Origin of the sequence: Lentzea sp. NBRC 105346, assembly GCF_030269605.1 — a bacterium.
GTDB lineage: Bacteria > Actinomycetota > Actinomycetes > Mycobacteriales > Pseudonocardiaceae > Lentzea.
The window spans coordinates 174,298-191,346 of sequence record NZ_BSTQ01000005.1 but is presented as its reverse complement, the minus strand read 5'-3'; the positions used below and the strand labels follow the sequence as shown (position 1 = coordinate 191,346).

Here is a 17,049-nt window from a genome sequence, read left to right as displayed (position 1 = left end):
TCGTGAGAGTGGTCAGGTTCGGTCTCGTCGGAGCCCTCAACACTCTCGTGGACTTCGCGCTCTACGTGGTGCTGGTCGGCTTCCTGCCGTTGCTGGCGGCGAACTTCGTGTCCACGTCGTGCGGCATGGTCACCAGCTTCGTGCTGAACCGCGGTTTCACGTTCCGGTCGTCCGGGCCGCTCGGCCGGCAGGTGGTGTTGTTCCTGCTGGTCACCGGCACCGGGCTGTGGGTGATCCAGCCGCTCGTGCTGTTCGGCCTCGCGGCTTTCGGTGCCGTGTGGGCGAAGCTGGCCGCGATCGGTATCGGCATGGTCTGGAACTTCGCGCTGTACAACTCGTTCGTGTTCCGCCGCGAACCCGCTCACCGGCACTGAACACGATGATCGGGCACCATGGCGCGCGTGTGCGCCTACGTGCTCGTCGCCGACGACGACCCGAAGAACGCGGAGCTGGTCAAGCGGTACCTGGACCGTGAAGGCCACGACGTGCGGGTCGTGCACGACGGCAGAGCGGCGATCGACGAGGTCCGCCGGGAGAAGCCGGACCTGCTCGTCCTCGACGTGATGATGCCCAGGGTGGACGGCCTCGACGTGTGCCGTGTCCTGCGCCGCGAGTCCGACGTGCCGGTGCTCATGCTCACGGCCAGGAGCACGGCGGACGACCTGCTGCTGGGCTTCGACCTCGGCGCCGACGACTACCTCACCAAGCCGTACGACCCGCGCGAGCTGATGGCGCGGATCAAGGCGATCCTGCAGCGGACCAAGAAGACCGAGGACCAGAAGGTCCAGGTCGGCGCGCTCACGATCGACCATCTGAAGCACGAGGTGCACATGGCCGGTAGGCGGATCGAGTGCACGCCGGTCGAGTTCAAGATCCTCGCCACGCTCGCCGCCAACCCCGACCGCGTGTACACCAGGGGGCAGCTGCTGGAGCAGGCCCGCGGCATCGACGGGTTCATCACCGAACGCACGGTCGACGTGCACGTCAGCAACCTGCGCAAGAAGCTCGAGGAACAGCCGCGCCGGCCGAAGTACCTGCTCACGGTGTACGGCGTGGGTTACAAGGTGACCAACGGGGCCCAGAGCTGATGTTGCGGCGGAGCCTCCTCACCCGTCTGCTGATCGCCAGCGCCACGGTCGCGGTGTGCTCGATCGCGGCGACCGCGTGGCTGGCCGTGCAGGGCACGTCGAAGACGATCCGGCAGCAACAGGGGCAGGCGCTGGCCGCGGACCAGAAGATCTACGACCGGTTGCTGCAGAACGCCTCGGAGCGGCCGATCTGGGATGCCGGCACCGAAAGTCTCATCAAGGACCTGGAAAAGGAGACCGGGCGGCGCATCACGCTGACGAGCGAGACCCGGCACCGCGTGGCGGGTACGGACGTGAACCCGTTGCCCGTCAAGGCATCCGCGGTCATCAACCCGCTCGACGTCAACGGGTTCGTCGACCCACGCGTCGTGGGGCCGTTCCAGCTGACCGGCGACGAGCAGGCGGCCCTGCGTCAGAAGGCCGAGTCGCTGCTGTCCTGCATGAGCCGGATCAACCTCTACGGCGTGATCGTCACCTCACCCGGCGGCCGGCCGAGGGTCGAGCTGCCCGGTACGCCCACGCAGTCGGTGCACAACCCGTGTCCCCAGCGCGAAGTGGGGATGGGGGACACCGTGCTGAACGAACCGACCGCCACCGAGGAGGCCGCGTTGCGGCAGCTGCAACCGATCTACGACCGGTGCATGGACGGCAAGGGCGGGAACCTGCTGATGAGCACGACCGGCTCGCCGATGGTCAGCCCCAAGGTCGGCGGTGAGCGGGCGCGGAAGTGCCTCAACGACAGCAAGGTCACCTTGCTCGACCCCTACGTCGCGCCCCAGGCGCTGCTGTTCATCACCGACGCGGAAGGCACGCCGGACACTCCAGGACTCACCAAGGCCGGCACCGCCCGCATCATCGGCGCGGCGCTCGCGGTGCTGGTGCTCACGATCCTCGTCAGCTTCCTCGTGGCGACCAGGCTGGTGAAACCGCTCAAGCAGCTGACCGTTGCGGCACAACGGATGCGTGCCGGCGACACGCAGGCGCGCGTGCGGACCAAGGCCACCGGGGAGATCGGCGAGGTGGCCGAGGCGTTCAACGAGATGGCCGAACACCTCGCGCGCACCGAGGAACAGCGCAAGGCCATGATCAGCGACGTGTCGCACGAGCTGCGCACGCCGGTCGGCAACATCCGGGGCTGGCTCATCGCGACCCAGGACGGCGTCGCCGACCTCGACGGCGAGCTCGTCACGAGCCTGCTCGAGGAAACCCTTCTGCTGCAACACCTCGTGGACGACCTGCAGCAGCTCGCGCTCGCCGACGCGGGCGAGCTGAAGATCCACCCCGAGCGGATCGACCTCGGTGAGGTGGTCGACCAGTTCGTCGCGCACGACCGCGTCACCGTGCGCAAGAGCGGAGATCTGAACGCGATGGCGGACCCGATCCGCATCCGGCAGGTCATCGGAAACCTCGTCACCAACGCGCTCAAGCACAGCGAGGATGAAGTCGTTCTCACCGCAAGGCGAATCCCGGACGCGGTGGAGATCACCGTCGAGGACTCCGGAACCGGAATCGCCGAACCGGACCTTCCGCGGGTCTTCGAACGGTTCTGGCGCGCGGACAAATCGCGCAGCAGGCAGACCGGCGGCAGTGGACTCGGGCTCGCGATCGTCAAACAGCTCGTCGAGCTGCACGGCGGCAGTGCCGGTGTCACCAGCGGAAACGGCAACACCACGTTCACCGTGAAGCTACCCGCATAGCGTCTGCACAAGTTCTTAAGAAGTCCGCAGCACAGTTTGCGGCATGCGAGTGACCCTGTGTCTGGCCGCCCTCCTGGCGCTGGCCGCGTGCGGGACCGCCGAAGAGGCGCCCCGGCAACAGGTCGCGTCCTTGCACACCGGTGACCAGCCGGCCACCAGCGCCGCGCCGGTCGAGGACGAACGGCCGCGTGAGCGCATCGACGACACGCCCGAGCAGAAGCGGAAGAACCTCGATCCGTACCTGAGGTGCATGACCGACAACGGCATTCCGGAAGGCGGCACCAAGAGCCGGCCGGACCTGTCGTCCGCGCAGTACCGGGAGGCGTGGCCGAAGGCGCAGGCGAAGTGCAAGGACAAGTTCCCGTTGCCCGCCTGGGAGCTCGACCGGAACAACCCGGAGTCCATGGACTTCATCCATCGGGTCGTCGAGTGCATGCGCAAGGCGGGCGTCACCGTCGAGGAGCAGCCGGCCCGACCGGGCGAGGAGCAGAACGGCTACTCGATCCGCGACAACGCTGAAGTCAGCGTCGCGAAGGGCATGGAGATCAGCAGCCAGTGCAAGAAGGAGAGCGTGCGGAAATGAAGTCGTGGTTCCTGGCCGCGCTGCTGGCGTTGACCGCCTGCGGCAGCACCGAAAACCCCGCCCAGCAACAGGTCGCCTCACTGCAGTCCAGCGACTCGGCTCCCACCAGCACCGCGCCGCCGGACGACAAACGGCCGCGTGAGCGCATCGACGACACACCCGAACAAGCGAAGAAGGTCAGCGAGCCCTACCAGAAGTGCATGGGCGAGAACGGCATTCCGATCGGGCGTGGCAAGGAAGGGCCGTTCCTGTCGGACGAGGAGTACAAGCAGGTCTGGCCCAAGGCGTGGGAGAAGTGCAAGGACAAGTTCCCGTTGCCCGCCTGGGAGCTGGACAAGAACAACCCTGAGTCCATGGACTTCATCCACCGGGTCGTCGAGTGCCTGCGCAAGGCGGGCGCCAATGTCGAGGAACGGCCGGCCAAACCCGGTGAGGACCAGAACGGTTACGAGTTCGTCGGCGACAACTCGCACATCGGCACGGGCGAGGGCATGGCGATGGGCAGCAGGTGCATGAAAGAGAGCCTGCACAAGTGAAGAAGTGGATCATCACCGGACTCGCGGTCGTCGCGGTGCTCGGCGGCGCCGGCTTCGCCTTGGCGAACCGCCCGGTGCCCGCACCTGCAGCGACCGGCCCCGAAAACGCCCGGATCGTAGCCGTGAAGAAGGCGGACCTCACGAACACCGTGGAGTTCACCGGCAAGCTCGGCTTCGGGCCCGCGACCGCGCTCAAGGGCCGCAAGCCGGGCACGATCACCTGGCTGCCCGCTCCCGGCGCCGTCGTCGAACCCGGCCAGCCGCTGTACAAAGTGGACGATCGGCCGATCGTGCTGTTCGCCGGTGACACGCCGTTGTTCCGCAAGCTCGACACGGCCGGGACCAAGGGGCCCGACGTCAAGGTCGTGAACCAGAACCTCGGTCTCAGCGGCGACCAGCTGACCACCTCCACGATCAACGCGATCAAGCGCTGGCAGAAGGCGAACAAGCTCCAGGAGACCGGCGCGCTCGAACCCGGTGACGTCGTCGTGCTGCCCGGCAAGGTGCGTGTCGAGTCGGCCAAGGCGGCGCTGGGCGAGTCCGCGGAGGGCGAGCTGCTCTCGTTCACCGGGACGGACCGCGCGGTCGCGGTCGACGTGCCCGCGGACCAGGCGGGTGTGCTCAAGCCGGACACCGAGGTCACCGTCCTGCTCCTCGACGGCAAGGAGGCGAAGGGCAAGGTCACCTCCGTCGGCACGACGGCCACCCAGAGCGAGGGCAAGAACGAGACGCCCAAGGTCACCGCGACCGTCACGGTGGACGTGCCGGAGGCGATGGCGGGACCGGTGCGGGTGAAGGCCGTGAGCGAGACCAAACCGGGTGTCCTCGCGGTACCCGTGGGTGCGCTTGTCGCGCTCAAGGAGGGCGGATACGCCTTGCAGCACAAGGAAGGCGGGTTCGTCGCCGTCAAGACCGGCCTGTTCGCCAACGGCATGGTCGAGGTCAGCGGCGACGTCCGTGAGGGCATGGAAGTGGTGACCACCTCATGACTCCGGTGCTGCGGATCTCCCACGCCCACAAGGAATATCCCGGCGGCGTGAAGGCGCTCGACGACGTCTCGCTGACCATCGGGCCGGGTGAGCTGGTCGGCATCGTCGGCCCGTCCGGCTCCGGCAAGTCCACCCTGCTCAACCTGATGGGCACGCTCGACCGGCCCTCCAGCGGCACCGTGGAGATCGATGGCCGCGACGTCACGACGTTGTCCGACAAGGCGTTGTCGAAACTGCGCGGCCGCACGATCGGCTTCGTCTTCCAGCAGTTCCACCTCACCGACGGCATCAGCGCGCTGGACAACGTCGCCACCGGCCTGCTGCACGCGGGCGTGGCGCGCAAGTGGCGGCACGCCCGTGCGCTCGAAGCCCTCACCAAGGTCGGCCTGGCGCATCGGCAGAACCACCGGCCGCACCAGCTGTCCGGCGGTGAGAAGCAACGCGTCGCGATCGCCCGTGCGCTGGTCAACGACCCGAAGCTCGTGCTCGCCGACGAACCGACCGGCGCGCTCGACACCGCCAACGGCCAGGCCGTGCTCGACCTGCTCAAGGGCCTCAACCGCGCCGGCACGACGATCGCGATCATCACCCACGACCGGGAGATCGCCGCGACCCTGCCGAGGTGCGTCGTCATGCGCGACGGGCGGGTGCACGCGTGAAGGCGCTGGACCTGCTCGATCTGGGTCTGCTCGGTCTACGCACCAGGCCGATGCGCGCCGCGTTGTCCGCGCTGGGGATCTCGATCGGGATCGCCACCATGATCGTGGTCGTCGGCATCCCGGCGTCCAGTCAGCAGCAGCTGATGAACGAGCTGCAGGCGCTCGGGACGAACCTGCTGCGCGCCGAGGTCGCGCCCGGAACGAGCGGCGAGCTGCCGCCCGTCCCGGAGAACTCGCCGGAGATGGCGAAGCGCATCGGCCCGGTGCGGCTGGCCAGCGCGATCGCCAACGCGCAGAGCACGGTGACCCGCACCGATCGCGTGACCGACAGCTCGGGGCTGAGCGTCCTGGTCGCGAAGCCGGACCTGCTGGAGGTGTTGAACGGCAAGGTGCACAGCGGCACCTTCCTCAACGACGCCAACAGTTCCTTCCCGACCGTCGTTCTCGGTGACAAGGCCGCGACCAGGCTCGGCATCACCGAACCCGGCCCGCAGGTGTGGATCGGCAAGACCTGGTTCACCGTGGTCGGCATCCTCGACCGCCTGCCGCTCGCGCCGGACGTCGAACGCTCGGTGCTGGTCGGCTGGGGAGCGGCGAAGACGCACCTGAATTTCTCCGGTCACCCCACGGTGGTCTACGTGAAGGCCGAGGAACAGGCCATCGACGACGTGCGCGGCGTGTTGCCCGCGACGGTCTTCCCCGAGAGCCCCGGCGAGATCCGGGTCAGCCGGCCGTCCGACGCGCTCGCCGCGAAACGGTTGACGGAGAACACCTTCTCGGCGTTGTTCCTGGGACTCGCGGGCGTGGCGCTGCTGGTCGGCGGAGTCGGCGTGGCGAACACGATGGTGATCTCCGTGCTGGAACGCAAACGCGAGATCGGCCTGCGCCGCGCGCTGGGCGCGACGCGCGGGGAGATCCGCGGCCAGTTCGTGACGGAGTCCGTCGCGCTGTGCCTGCTCGGCGGTCTCTCCGGCGCCGCGCTCGGCGTGCTGGGCACGGCCGGGTACGCCGCGTGGCGCGGCTGGCCCACGGTGATCCCGATGACGGCGGTGTTCACCGGGATCGGTGCCGCCCTGCTGGTCGGCGTCCTCGCGGGTGCGTATCCGGCCGTGCGCGCTTCCCGTTTGGCGCCAACGGAAGCGCTCGCCGCGCCCTAGACGCGGTTCAGGCCCGGCCGCCGGTCCTCGATCACGAAGGACGCCTTCGTGGTGACCGGTGCGCCGGGCTTGGACACGTAGTCGAGGCCCCGGAAATCGGCCCGCACCTCGTGCGGCGAGAACTTCGTCCGCACGTAACCGCGGCGGTTGTTGAAGTACTTCACGTGCGGGTTCTCCCGCAGCAGAGCAGGAGTCTCGGGCCGCTCCTCCGACCCGTCGCCGCCGGACGTGATCGACGTCGACACGAGCTCGGTGCCCAGCGTCCTCGACGACGGGTCGTCCCACTTCGCCTTGATGTCCGCACCCCACGCGGCGTGCACGTCACCGGTGAGCACGACGGCGTTGCGCACGTGCGGGAACCCGGCGACGATCCGGTCGCGGTTGGCCGCGTAGCCGTCCCACGCGTCCATGTTGTTGCGCTCGCCCGCGCCGGGCAGGAGGTCCACCTGGGAGAAGAACACCTGCTGTCCCAGCACATCCCAGCGCGCACACGAGCGCCGGAACCCGTCGAGCAGCCACTTCTCCTGCTCGCTGCCGGTGATCGAGCGCGTCGGGTTCAGCCGCTCCGGGCACGTCTTGAGCCCGTCGCCGCACGCCTGGTCGTCGCGGTACTGCCGGGTGTCGAGCATGTGGAACGTCGCCAGCCGTCCCCACTGGACCCGGCGGTAGAGCTGCATGTCTGGTCCCACCGGGCCGCGTCGCAACGGCATGTTCTCGTAGTACGCCTGGAAAGCCGCCGCCCGGCGGGCCATGAAGTTCGGCTGCGGGATCTCCGGCTTCTCCGGGATCTCGTCGGCCCAGTTGTTGTCGATCTCGTGGTCGTCCCATACGACCGACCAGGGCGCGACGGCGTGCGCCTCCTGCAGGTCCTGGTCCGTCTTGTACTGCGCGTGCCGCTGCCGGTAGTTCGCCAGCGTCTCGGTCTCCGGGCCCTCGTGGTCGCGCGGGTTCCCGCCCGGCACCACGTAAGTGTCCTTCTTGTACTCGTACTGGTAGTCGCCGAGGTGCAGCACCAGGTCCGGCTGGTCCTCGGCCATCCTGCGGTACGCGGTGAAGTAGCCGTGCTCGAACTGCGAGCACGAGGCGAACGCCATCGTCAGGCCGCCGCCGAGCGCCCACGGTCCGGGTGCCGTGCGCGTGCGGCCGACGCGCGAGAGGTGGCCTTCGGCGTTGAACCGGTAGAAGTACTCCCGGCCGGGCAGCAGGCCGCTCACGTCGACGTGGACGCTGTGGCCCGACTCGGGCCGGGCCCAGGCCGTGCCCCGTCGCACCACGAGACGGAACCGCTCGTCGAGCGCGATCTCCCAGGACACCGCGACCGGCCGCGACGGCATGCCGCCGAGCCCGTCCTCGGCGAGCGGGGCCGGTGCGAGGCGCGTCCACAGGACGACACCGTCGGACGTGGGATCGCCGGAGGCGACGCCCAGCGTGAATGGATCGGACAACGTTGGTGATCCCGCCCCCACAGCAGCGAGGGCGACACCGCCGATGAACAGCGTGCGACGCGTCACTCGAGTCATGCCCGGACCCTTGCTCACCAGGGTGGCCGCCGAGTGAAACCCAGTGGAACTAAAGGCGGTGCAGTCCCGGCTTGCGGTCCTCGATGGCGAACGATGCCTTCGTGCGCACCGGCGAGTCCGGCCTGGACACGAAGTCCACGCCGCGGAAGTCGGCGCGCACCTCGTCCGGGGTGAACCGCGTCAGCACGTAGCCGCGCCGGTTGTTGAAGTACTTCACGTGCGGGTTCTCGGTGAGCCACGACGGCGTCTCCGGGTAGTCCTCGGAGCCGTCGCCGCCGGACGTGATCGACGTCGCGACCAGCTCCGTGCCGACCGTCCGCGCCGCCGGATCGTCCCACCGCTCCTTGATCTCCACGCCCCACGCCGCGTGCACGTCGCCGGTCAGCACCACGGCGTTGCGGGCCGCGGCGAACCCGGCGACCACCCGGTCGCGGTTCGCGGCGTAGCCGTCCCACGCGTCCAGGTTCGTCTCCAGCGGCGCGCCGGACGTGTGGTCGTACTGCGAGAAGAACACCTGCTGGCCGAGGACGTCCCAGCGCGCGCCCGACGTGCGGAACCCGTCGAGCAGCCACGCCTCCTGCTCGGCGCCGAGGATCGTGCGCTCGGGAGCCAACCGCTCGTCGCAGACCTTTATCCCGTCGCCGCACGGCTGGTCGTCGCGGTAGCGCCGGGTGTCGAGCATGTGGAACGTCGCCAGCCCGCCCCACAGCAGCCGCCGGTAGAGCTGCGGGGCCGGGCGGATCGGCATGTTCTCGTAGTAGGCGCGCATGGCCACCGCGCGCCGGGCGGGGAAGTCCGGCTCCGGCCGGTCGGGGACGTCGTCGGCCCAGTTGTTGGCGATCTCGTGGTCGTCCCAGACGACCGTCCACGGTGCGACGGCGTGCGCCGCCTGCAGGTCGGGGTCGCTCTTGTACTGGCCGTACCGCTGCCGGTAGTTCGCCAGCGTCACCGTGGTCGGGCCGTCGACCTCGCGGGCGTTGCCCTCGGGCGCGACGTGGATGCCCTTCGCGTACTCGTACTGGTAGTCGCCCAGGTGCAGCACCAGCTCCGGTTCGTCCTCGGCGAGCCGGCGGTACGCGGTGAAGTAGCCGTGCTCGTACTGCGCGCACGACGCGAACGCCATGGTCAGCGGGGCCTGCAGGGTCCACGGCTCGGGTGCCGTGCGGGTGCGCCCGGTGCGCGAGAGGTAGCCGCGCGCGGCGAAGCGGTAGAAGTACTCGCGGCCGGGCTGCAGGCCGCGCACGTCGACGTGGACGCTGTGGCCCTCCTCGGGGCGCGCGTACGTGGTGCCGCGCTGGACGACCCGGCCGAAGCGTTCGTCGTGGGCGAGCTCCCATCTCACTTCGACGGGCCGCGAAGGCATGCCGCCGAGACCGTCCTCGGCGAGCGGGTCGCGGGCCAGCCGCGTCCACAGCACCACACCATCGGGGACCGGGTCGCCGGAGGCCACACCCAGCGTGAAAGGGTCGGCTGGACGGGCCGACGCGGATGTGACGACCGCCACGGCACCGGCGATCAGCGCGCGTCTCGTCACGAGGCCCATGTCATCAATACGGATCAAACCGGGCCACCGGTTCGGGGCCCTCGTTGATGCGTTGGCACTCTCGTGGGTAGAGTGCTAGTTGCACGGCGCCAGCACCGCCCCGACCCCCGCGACGGCGGGGTGGCAGGAGCCGTTAAATCGAACCTGCCAACGACCCGTGGAGGTCATCCCGGTGAGCGTGAACATCAAGCCGCTCGAGGACAAGATCGTCGTTCAGGCCTCTGAGGCCGAGACGACGACGGCTTCCGGCCTCGTGATTCCGGACACCGCGAAGGAGAAGCCCCAGGAGGGCAAGGTCCTGGCGGTCGGCCCCGGCCGGATCGACGACAAGGGCAACCGCATCCCCGTCGACGTGAGCGTCGGCGACGTCGTCATCTACTCGAAGTACGGCGGCACCGAGGTCAAGTACAACGGCGAGGAGTACCTGATCCTCTCCGCCCGCGACGTGCTGGCCGTCGTCAACTGACGCTGCGGCTGACATGCCTGACGCCCCGGCGCCCCACCACCGGGGCACAACCGGGGCGTTTCGCTTTCAGAGAGGTTAGGTAATGCCCAAGCAGATCAGCTTCGACGAGGACGCTCGTCGGGCGCTCGAGCGCGGCGTCAACAAGCTGGCGGACACGGTCAAGGTCACCCTTGGTCCGCGCGGCCGCCACGTCGTGCTCGACAAGAAGTTCGGTGGCCCGACGGTCACCAACGACGGCGTGACCATCGCGCGCGAGGTCGAGCTGGACGACGCGTTCGAGAACCTCGGCGCGCAGCTCGCCAAGTCCGTCGCGACGAAGACCAACGACGTCGCGGGTGACGGCACCACCACCGCCACCGTGCTGGCCCAGGCGCTCGTCCGCGAGGGCCTGCGCAACGTGGCCGCGGGCGCCAACCCGACGTCGCTCGGCCGTGGCATCCAGGCCGCCGCCGACGCCGTCGTGGACGCGCTGAAGGCCAAGGCCACCCCGGTCAAGGGCCGCGACAACATCGCGCAGGTCGGCACCGTCTCGTCCCGTGACGAGTCGATCGGCGCCCTGCTCGGTGAGGCGATCGAGAAGGTCGGCGAGGACGGCGTGATCACCGTCGAGGAGTCCTCGACGCTCGCAACCGAGCTCGTGATCACCGAGGGTGTGCAGTTCGACAAGGGGTTCATCTCGAACCACTTCGTCACCGACCCGGAGTCGCAGGAAGCCGTCTTCGAGGACGTCCGCGTCCTGCTGCACCGCGAGAAGATCTCGGCCCTGGCCGACCTGCTCCCGGTGCTGGAGAAGGTCGCCGAGTCCGGCAAGCCGCTGCTGATCATCGCCGAGGACGTCGAGGGCGAGGCCCTGTCCACGCTGGTGGTCAACGCGCTGCGCAAGACCCTCAAGGTCGTCGCGGTGAAGGCCCCGTTCTTCGGTGACCGCCGCAAGGCGTTCCTGGACGACCTGGCGGTCGTCACCGGCGGCACGGTGATCTCCTCGGAGATCGGCCTGAAGCTGTCGGAGGCCACCCTCGACTCGCTGGGCTCCGCCCGCCGCGTCGTGGTGACCAAGGACGACACCACGCTGGTCGACGGCGGCGGCTCCAAGGCCGACGTCGCGGGTCGCGCGGAGCAGCTGCGCCGCGAGATCGAGTCGACCGACTCCGACTGGGACCGCGAGAAGCTGCAGGAGCGGCTGGCCAAGCTGTCCGGCGGCATCGCCGTCATCAAGGTCGGTGCGGCCACCGAGACCGAGCTGAAGGAGCGCAAGCACCGCATCGAGGACGCGGTCGCCGCTACGAAGGCCGCGGTCGAGGAGGGCATCGTCCCCGGCGGTGGCTCGGCTCTCGTGCACGCGTCCAAGGTTCTGGACGGCGGCCTCGGCCTGTCCGGCGACGAGGCGACCGGTGTCGCGCTCGTGGCCAAGGCGCTGACGTCGCCGCTGTTCTGGATCGCCGCGAACGCCGGCCTCGAGGGCGCCGTCGTGGTCAACAAGGTCGCCGAGGGCGACTGGGGCTTCGGCATCAACGCCGCCACGCTGACCTACGGCGACCTGCTCGACCAGGGCATCATCGACCCGGTGAAGGTGACGCGTTCCGCGGTCGCCAACGCCGCTTCGATCGCCCGCATGGTGCTCACGACCGAGAGCGCCGTCGTGGAGAAGAAGGTGGAAGAGACCCCTGCGGCCGGTCACGGCCACGGGCACGGTCACGGCCACTGAGTTGAATTGCCGCGCCTCCGGCGCGGCGACCTCGCGTCAGTTCAACTTAAAAGGGGCGGTCCCGCTGGGGCCGCCCCTTTTCGTTTACACCATCGCCAGCTGACGCTTGCGGGCCTTGATGATGTGATCGCGTTCCGATTCCGAGAGCCCGCCCCAGATGCCGTACGGCTCCTGCACTGCCAGCGCGTGCTTGCGGCACATCTCCAGCACCGGACAACTGAGACAGACGGCTTTGGCGCGAGCCTCCCGCCTGGCTCTCGCCGGGCCCCGTTCGCCGTCCGGGTGGAAGAAGAACGCGCTGTCCATTCCGCGGCAGGAGCCACGCATCTGCCAATCCCACAGATCAGCGTTGGGACCAGGGAGCCTTCGGGTGTCCGCCATCGAGACCGCCTCCGTGACGACTGCTCCATTCGGCTTAACGATGATCCACCGTAGAACCGCGCCAAAACTTGTTCAAGAGTCCGAAGACCCTTATCAACTGATGGGTGACGGAGCACGTGTTCGATCACTCACCGACTGGAGTTGCCGCCCGGATGAGGTGAACGCACGATGGCTCTCGTGATGACGCAGGCGGAGTACAGATCCACCGGTAGTCATTCGAACGAGCCCATGCTTTCGGTGGCCGCGGTCGCCAGGCGACTAGGCATCGCACCCGCGACGCTGCGCACCTGGGACCGGCGCTACGGCCTCGGTCCGTCCGATCACACGACCGGGCGGCACCGCAAGTACGGCCCGCGCGACGTGGCTCGTCTGGAGCTCATGCAGCGCGCCCTGCTGCGCGGCGCGTCCTCGGCGGAGGCCGCGCGCTTCGCGTTGTCCAGCAAGGCTTCCCTGACGGGCGGCGAGCTGCCTTCGAAGGCGTCGTCGGGCGGCCGTGGCCTGAAGATGCCCGGCGCCTCCCGCCTGGCCCGCGGCCTGGGCCGCGCCGCCCTGGCGATGGACTCGGTCGCGGTCCAGCAACTCCTGGCCGACGCTCTTTCGTCCGACGGGGTGATCGCCACGTGGGACGGCGTGATCCGCCCGGTGCTGACGGCCGTAGCGGCCCGCTGGGAACTCTCGGGCGCCGGCGTCGAGGTCGAGCACCTCCTGAACGAGTGCGTCGCCGCGGCGTTGATCAGGGCGACGCCGATCGTGCCCTCCGGTCGCAACCACCGGCCCGTGCTGCTGGCCTGTATGCCGGACGAGCGGCACACCCTCTCTTTGCACGCTCTGGCCGCGGAGCTCGCGTCCCGGGAGATCGTCATTCGGCAGCTCGGGGCGGCTCTGCCCTTGGAGGCGTTGGCGGCGGCTGTGCGGCGGACCGCTCCCTCAGCTGTCGTGCTCTGGGCGCAGTTGCCCAGGTATGCCGATCCCGGCGCTTTGGCGGCTCTGCCTCGTACCCGGCAGCAGATGCGGCTCTTCGTGGGTGGGCCTGGGTGGCGGCGGGGTGTGGTGCCCGCGCAGGCTGAGCGGGTCGAGGATCTCGGGGCGGCCGTGGCGGCGATCGAGGCCGCTGTCGTCTGAGTCCTCTGGGGCTTTGACTTTGGCTTTTGGACGCGGCCTGCGACCGCGACACGTCTCGCCACACATCGCAACCACGCACGCAGCCGCACTCCACGACGTAAGACGACCCCGGATCGGATCACGACGGCAGCCAGCCGTCTTTTCTCGTGTCGCGGACGCAGGCCGCGTCTAAGCCAAGACCAGGATCTCCAGGCCGCGCCCCACGTCCAGGCCAAACCCCGAGGCCACGACCCCCCACGCCTCCCGGCCCCAAACCCCGGCCACGCTCAATCAGGCGTCCCCCCGCCCAGGGGGTCCCCCTGATTCCATTCTCCCAGCGAGGTCCGACAATTCCGGACGTGGACGAGGCCTACCTGCGCAGATCAGCGTTCGGCGACCAACCCGGCGCCCCAGTCTGGGCAGCCACCAGGTCCCAGAACCCAACCGAAAGGTGGCTGGCGGCGGTAACCCTGGGCGGCCAAGGTCACTACGCGGCCGCCGCCACCATCCTGGACGACCTCCAACACAGCCAGAACGACGTGATCGCCTCCCTGGCCCTCTCCACCCGCGCCTCCCACTGCCGCCAACTGGGCGACCACACGGGAGCCCGAAGCCGGGACGCAAGAGCCCTGGCCCGGATCCGAACCAACGAAGCGACCGATCCGGACGGGATCGACCCGGCGGGTGCCCGAACGGACGCACTCCTGGGCTTGGCAGCGGATGCGATCGGCAGGGGGAGGCTCGACGAAGCGAGACGGCTGCACAACCAAGCCGAACCCACAAGCTGGCGATCCAAAACGAGACATGGCTGGGTAGCAGCCGAGATCGAGCTCGCGGACAACAGAGCCGAGCACGCAGTGCCACCGGCCGAGGCGGCCCGAAACCACGCCTACCAGCACAAAAGTATTCGCCATCAGGTGAAATCCGACCTCGTGCTGGGGACGGCGTTGGTCGTGTGGGGGACACCCGAGGGGTTGACAAGAGGGGTTGAACTGGTCGAGTGTGACCTAAATCACAGCGTCACTCATGGCTTGTTTTCGTTGATCTGGCCGAGCGCTCTCGTCCTGGTGGGCAATGACCCCACGGTGGCGTCGAACGTCATCGACCGGGCGATGGAGGCTCTGAGCTGCGTGTTACGGAGAGCTGATCCCATCAGCCGACGGGTGGCCCTTGAGTCCCCGTGGGTGCCGACGGGGCTGCTCCGTTCCGGCGATCCCCCGAACGCAGACCCTCAGACGAACTTCTTGACGGATTAAGCACCGGATCGTGTCAAGGTTGGGGTCGAAGCGTCCGATAGGGGAAGTGGAACGTCACTCGGCTGCAGGAAGGAGTCCCCGTGACCACGGTCCTTATTTGCGACGACCGGCGCAGTGTGCGGGAGGGTCTCACCCGCGTGATGTCGGCTGTCCCCGGGGTTAGCCGCATCGACTGCGTAGCGCACGGTGACGAGTTGTTGGCTCGCTTCTCTCGGCAGCCGGTCGACGTCGTACTGGTGGGAACCCAGCGCGCCGTCCCGACCGGGGTGGAAGCCACGCGTCGGCTCGTCTCCGCGAACCCGCAGGCAAACGTCATCGTGTTCGGCGCGCCCGACGACGCGGGCAGCATCGCCGCCGCGATCGCCGGCGGTGCTCGCGGTTACCTGAGGTGGGACGCGTCACGTCCCGAACTGGTCGCCGCACTCGCGCACACGCTCGCCAGCACCAGCGTGCCCGCGCCGCGTCAGCCCTCGGACCCCGGAGTTCAGCTCACCGAGCGCGAGCTCCAGGTGCTGCGCGGGATGAGCCAGGGCAAGAGCAACGGACAGATCGGCCGTGAGCTCTACCTCTCGGAGGACACCGTCAAGACGCACGCGCGTCGGTTGTTCCGCAAGCTCGGTGTGCGGGACCGCGCGCAGGCCGTCGCGCACGGATTCCGCCGCGGACTTGTCTCATAAGGCGCAGCAAGCGTTTGCTAACCCAGCCCGGTGACAATTGTCGCCGGGCTGCGGCCATTCGGCGTGTCGCCTGCTCACGAGGGGTGTTGTAACCCCACTGATGAACTGATGGCTCTAAGACCGGTACGGTGAGTGCCGCTGCTCTGAGTCATCGTGAAGGACTCGTGCGGTTTGATGTCGGTACGCCTACAAGTAACACCAGGGCTGTTGTCTGCGATGACCAACTTGGGGGACGGACTGGACGCCGAAGTGGGCGCGGCCGTCGACGGCGACCGCCAGGCGATAGAGCGCCTGCTGGCGAACATTCGTCCCCTGGTGGTGCGGTACTGCCGCGCCCGAGTAGGCAGGCAGGAGCGATCCTTCGCTTCGGCAGACGACGTCGCCCAGGAGGTGTGTCTGGCGGTGCTCACGGCATTGCCCAGCTACCGCGACCAGGGTCGGCCCTTCCTCGCGTTCGTGTATGGAATCGCGGCGCACAAGGTTGCCGACGCGCATCGGTCTGCCGCCAGGAACCGCTCCGAGCCAGTGCCCGAGGTTCCCGACGCTCCTGAGACCGAAGCCGGTCCAGAGCAACGGGCCATGCAGGGTGAGCTGTCGGAACGAATGGCTCAGCTACTGCGAATCCTCCCGGAGAAGCAACGAGAGATCCTCCTGTTGCGGGTGGTCGTGGGGCTGTCGGCTGAGGAGACTGCCGAGGCAGTCGGTTCGACGCCGGGTGCGGTCCGGGTCGCGCAACATCGCGCGTTGGCCCGGCTCCGCAAGTCGTTGGCAGCGGAGGAGGTGGTCTGAGTGGCCGACGAGCACGAGAAGGGTGACGAGGAAACCGTGCGCGGACCAGATGAGAGATCCCCGCTCACCTCGAACGACCCGGTGACGGGTGATGATCTGTCGGCAGTGCAGGCCGACGACAGGTTGCTGGACGCGCTCGGCGCGGCCAAGCCGCACGCGCAGAGCACGCTCGTCGAGGACGAGCTGAACGCGCTGCTGCTCGCGTGGCGCCACGAGGTGGACACCGAACCGCACGGCGAGCTGGTCGACACCGAGACGGCGCTCGCGACCATCGCGGCCGCGCGCCCGAAGGAACCGCACCGGCACCGTTTCCTGATTCCGCTTGCGAGCGCCGCAGCAGTGCTCGCGATCGCGTTCACCGGGGTCAGCCTGGTCGCGCGGGACGCCCAGCCGGGCGACGCGCTCTGGGGGCTGACCAGGGTGCTGTACTCCGAGCACGCCAAGTCGGTCGAGGCCGCTGTGGCCGTGCGCACCGACCTCGAGTCCGCGCGGCTCGCGCTGCGCGAGGGCCGCGTCGACGAGGCACGCGAGAAGCTCGACAAGGTCGAGGAGTTCCTGCCGTCCGTGTCGACCGACGACGGCCAGGAGAAGCTCTCCACCGAGCACAAGGAGCTCAAGGAAGAGCTGAACACCAACGCGCCGGCGTCTCCGACCTCGCCGACGCCGCCGTCGACCAAGCACCCGAAGCCGACGACCCAGCCTTCGACGCCGTCGTCGACGCCCAGCCCGACGACGACTACTACCCCGCCGAGTACGTCGTCTTCTACACAGAGCCCGCCCCCGCAGGATCCAACGAGCAACGCAACGGAAACGCCGGCCCCGCCACCAGCGGAGCCGCCCGCGGGGACGGGCACGGGAAGCGGAACGGCTAGCGGAAGCAGCGCGGACCAGCCCTGAAGCTG

The 17,049-nt window shown here is 68.8% G+C and carries 18 protein-coding genes; 15 read left to right on the top strand and 3 right to left on the bottom strand.

The features are described from left to right. The first annotated feature begins 2 nt into the window (after positions 1–2). The 8 genes from QSK35_RS12970 to QSK35_RS12935 are packed head-to-tail and all read left to right on the top strand — an operon-like array spanning position 3 to position 6,709. Positions 3–374 carry a GtrA family protein gene (locus tag QSK35_RS12970; RefSeq protein WP_285745647.1) on the top strand — a complete coding sequence of 124 codons (372 nt, stop codon included), beginning with the start codon at positions 3–5 and terminating at the stop codon, positions 372–374. Positions 375–401: 27 nt separating this feature from the next. Then, a complete protein-coding gene (locus QSK35_RS12965; RefSeq protein WP_285746113.1) occupies positions 402–1,088 on the top strand; it encodes a response regulator transcription factor in 687 nt (228 codons plus the stop codon). After that, positions 1,088–2,785: a sensor histidine kinase gene (locus QSK35_RS12960; RefSeq protein ID WP_285745645.1), complete on the top strand. Its 1,698-nt coding sequence runs from the start codon at positions 1,088–1,090 to the stop codon at positions 2,783–2,785. The genes QSK35_RS12965 and QSK35_RS12960 overlap by 1 nt, the downstream gene beginning before the upstream one ends. A 43-nt stretch (positions 2,786–2,828) precedes the next feature. After that, the gene (locus QSK35_RS12955; protein WP_285745644.1) at positions 2,829–3,368 is read left to right on the top strand and encodes a hypothetical protein; all 540 of its coding nucleotides are present in this window, start codon (positions 2,829–2,831) and stop codon (positions 3,366–3,368) included. Beyond that, positions 3,365–3,904 carry a hypothetical protein gene (locus tag QSK35_RS12950; protein WP_285745642.1) on the top strand — a complete coding sequence of 180 codons (540 nt, stop codon included), beginning with the start codon at positions 3,365–3,367 and terminating at the stop codon, positions 3,902–3,904. Before QSK35_RS12955 ends, QSK35_RS12950 begins: the two co-directional genes overlap by 4 nt. Continuing rightward, the gene (locus QSK35_RS12945) at positions 3,901–4,893 is read left to right on the top strand and encodes an efflux RND transporter periplasmic adaptor subunit (RefSeq protein WP_285745640.1); all 993 of its coding nucleotides are present in this window, start codon (positions 3,901–3,903) and stop codon (positions 4,891–4,893) included. Before QSK35_RS12950 ends, QSK35_RS12945 begins: the two co-directional genes overlap by 4 nt. Next, entirely contained in the window at positions 4,890–5,552 is a 663-nt protein-coding gene (locus tag QSK35_RS12940) for an ABC transporter ATP-binding protein (protein WP_285745638.1), read from the top strand. Before QSK35_RS12945 ends, QSK35_RS12940 begins: the two co-directional genes overlap by 4 nt. A gap of 50 nt (positions 5,553–5,602) precedes the next feature. Next, positions 5,603–6,709: an ABC transporter permease gene (locus QSK35_RS12935; protein ID WP_285746110.1), complete on the top strand. Its 1,107-nt coding sequence runs from the start codon at positions 5,603–5,605 to the stop codon at positions 6,707–6,709. Here the strand turns inward: QSK35_RS12935 and QSK35_RS12930 are convergent. Both QSK35_RS12930 and QSK35_RS12925 read right to left on the bottom strand, forming a co-directional pair. Then, the gene (locus tag QSK35_RS12930; RefSeq protein ID WP_285745637.1) at positions 6,706–8,229 is read right to left on the bottom strand and encodes an alkaline phosphatase D family protein; all 1,524 of its coding nucleotides are present in this window, start codon (positions 8,227–8,229) and stop codon (positions 6,706–6,708) included. The genes QSK35_RS12935 and QSK35_RS12930 overlap by 4 nt on opposite strands. A gap of 49 nt (positions 8,230–8,278) precedes the next feature. Next, positions 8,279–9,772: an alkaline phosphatase D family protein gene (locus QSK35_RS12925; RefSeq protein WP_285746108.1), complete on the bottom strand. Its 1,494-nt coding sequence runs from the start codon at positions 9,770–9,772 to the stop codon at positions 8,279–8,281. Between the two features lie 172 nt (positions 9,773–9,944). Between QSK35_RS12925 and groES the strand changes: the two genes are divergently transcribed. Beyond that, positions 9,945–10,238, top strand: a complete 294-nt coding sequence (gene groES / locus QSK35_RS12920; protein WP_285745635.1) for a co-chaperone GroES — start codon at positions 9,945–9,947, stop codon at positions 10,236–10,238. Positions 10,239–10,320: 82 nt separating this feature from the next. Next, entirely contained in the window at positions 10,321–11,943 is a 1,623-nt protein-coding gene (groL, locus tag QSK35_RS12915; protein ID WP_285745633.1) for a chaperonin GroEL, read from the top strand. Positions 11,944–12,027: 84 nt separating this feature from the next. Here the strand turns inward: groL and QSK35_RS12910 are convergent, their stop codons facing one another. Beyond that, positions 12,028–12,324, bottom strand: a complete 297-nt coding sequence (locus QSK35_RS12910) for a WhiB family transcriptional regulator (protein ID WP_285745631.1) — start codon at positions 12,322–12,324, stop codon at positions 12,028–12,030. 180 nt (positions 12,325–12,504) lie between these two features. Here QSK35_RS12910 and QSK35_RS12905 point away from each other — a divergent pair, with 180 nt between their 5' ends. The 5 genes from QSK35_RS12905 to QSK35_RS12885 all read left to right on the top strand — a co-directional run bounded on the left by QSK35_RS12905 (position 12,505) and on the right by QSK35_RS12885 (position 17,044). Then, positions 12,505–13,446, top strand: coding sequence for a MerR family transcriptional regulator (locus QSK35_RS12905; RefSeq protein ID WP_502881652.1), 942 nt, complete (start codon positions 12,505–12,507; stop codon positions 13,444–13,446). A 338-nt stretch (positions 13,447–13,784) separates the two neighbouring features. Further along, positions 13,785–14,681, top strand: coding sequence for a tetratricopeptide repeat protein (locus QSK35_RS12900; protein WP_285745627.1), 897 nt, complete (start codon positions 13,785–13,787; stop codon positions 14,679–14,681). Between the two features lie 80 nt (positions 14,682–14,761). Next, entirely contained in the window at positions 14,762–15,358 is a 597-nt protein-coding gene (locus tag QSK35_RS12895) for a response regulator transcription factor (protein ID WP_015805222.1), read from the top strand. Positions 15,359–15,574: 216 nt separating this feature from the next. Then, positions 15,575–16,147, top strand: coding sequence for a sigma-70 family RNA polymerase sigma factor (locus QSK35_RS12890; RefSeq protein WP_146360198.1), 573 nt, complete (start codon positions 15,575–15,577; stop codon positions 16,145–16,147). Then, positions 16,148–17,044, top strand: coding sequence for an anti-sigma-D factor RsdA (locus QSK35_RS12885; protein ID WP_285745617.1), 897 nt, complete (start codon positions 16,148–16,150; stop codon positions 17,042–17,044). The last annotated feature ends 5 nt before the right edge of the window (positions 17,045–17,049 follow it).

Bases quoted from the DNA above. Each gene is read 5' to 3' on its own strand.
- groL (WP_285745633.1), top strand. From the start codon at position 10,321: ATGCCCAAGCAGATCAGCTTCGACGAGGACGCTCGTCGGGCGCTCGAG.
- QSK35_RS12910 (WP_285745631.1), bottom strand. From the start codon at position 12,324: ATGGCGGACACCCGAAGGCTCCCTGGTCCCAACGCTGATCTGTGGGAT.
- QSK35_RS12960 (WP_285745645.1), top strand. From the start codon at position 1,088: ATGTTGCGGCGGAGCCTCCTCACCCGTCTGCTGATCGCCAGCGCCACG.
- QSK35_RS12950 (WP_285745642.1), top strand. From the start codon at position 3,365: ATGAAGTCGTGGTTCCTGGCCGCGCTGCTGGCGTTGACCGCCTGCGGC.
- QSK35_RS12940 (WP_285745638.1), top strand. From the start codon at position 4,890: ATGACTCCGGTGCTGCGGATCTCCCACGCCCACAAGGAATATCCCGGC.
- QSK35_RS12930 (WP_285745637.1), bottom strand. From the start codon at position 8,229: ATGACTCGAGTGACGCGTCGCACGCTGTTCATCGGCGGTGTCGCCCTC.
- QSK35_RS12905 (WP_502881652.1), top strand. From the start codon at position 12,505: ATGACGCAGGCGGAGTACAGATCCACCGGTAGTCATTCGAACGAGCCC.
- QSK35_RS12925 (WP_285746108.1), bottom strand. From the start codon at position 9,772: ATGGGCCTCGTGACGAGACGCGCGCTGATCGCCGGTGCCGTGGCGGTC.
- QSK35_RS12935 (WP_285746110.1), top strand. From the start codon at position 5,603: ATGCGCGCCGCGTTGTCCGCGCTGGGGATCTCGATCGGGATCGCCACC.
- QSK35_RS12890 (WP_146360198.1), top strand. From the start codon at position 15,575: ATGACCAACTTGGGGGACGGACTGGACGCCGAAGTGGGCGCGGCCGTC.
- QSK35_RS12955 (WP_285745644.1), top strand. From the start codon at position 2,829: ATGCGAGTGACCCTGTGTCTGGCCGCCCTCCTGGCGCTGGCCGCGTGC.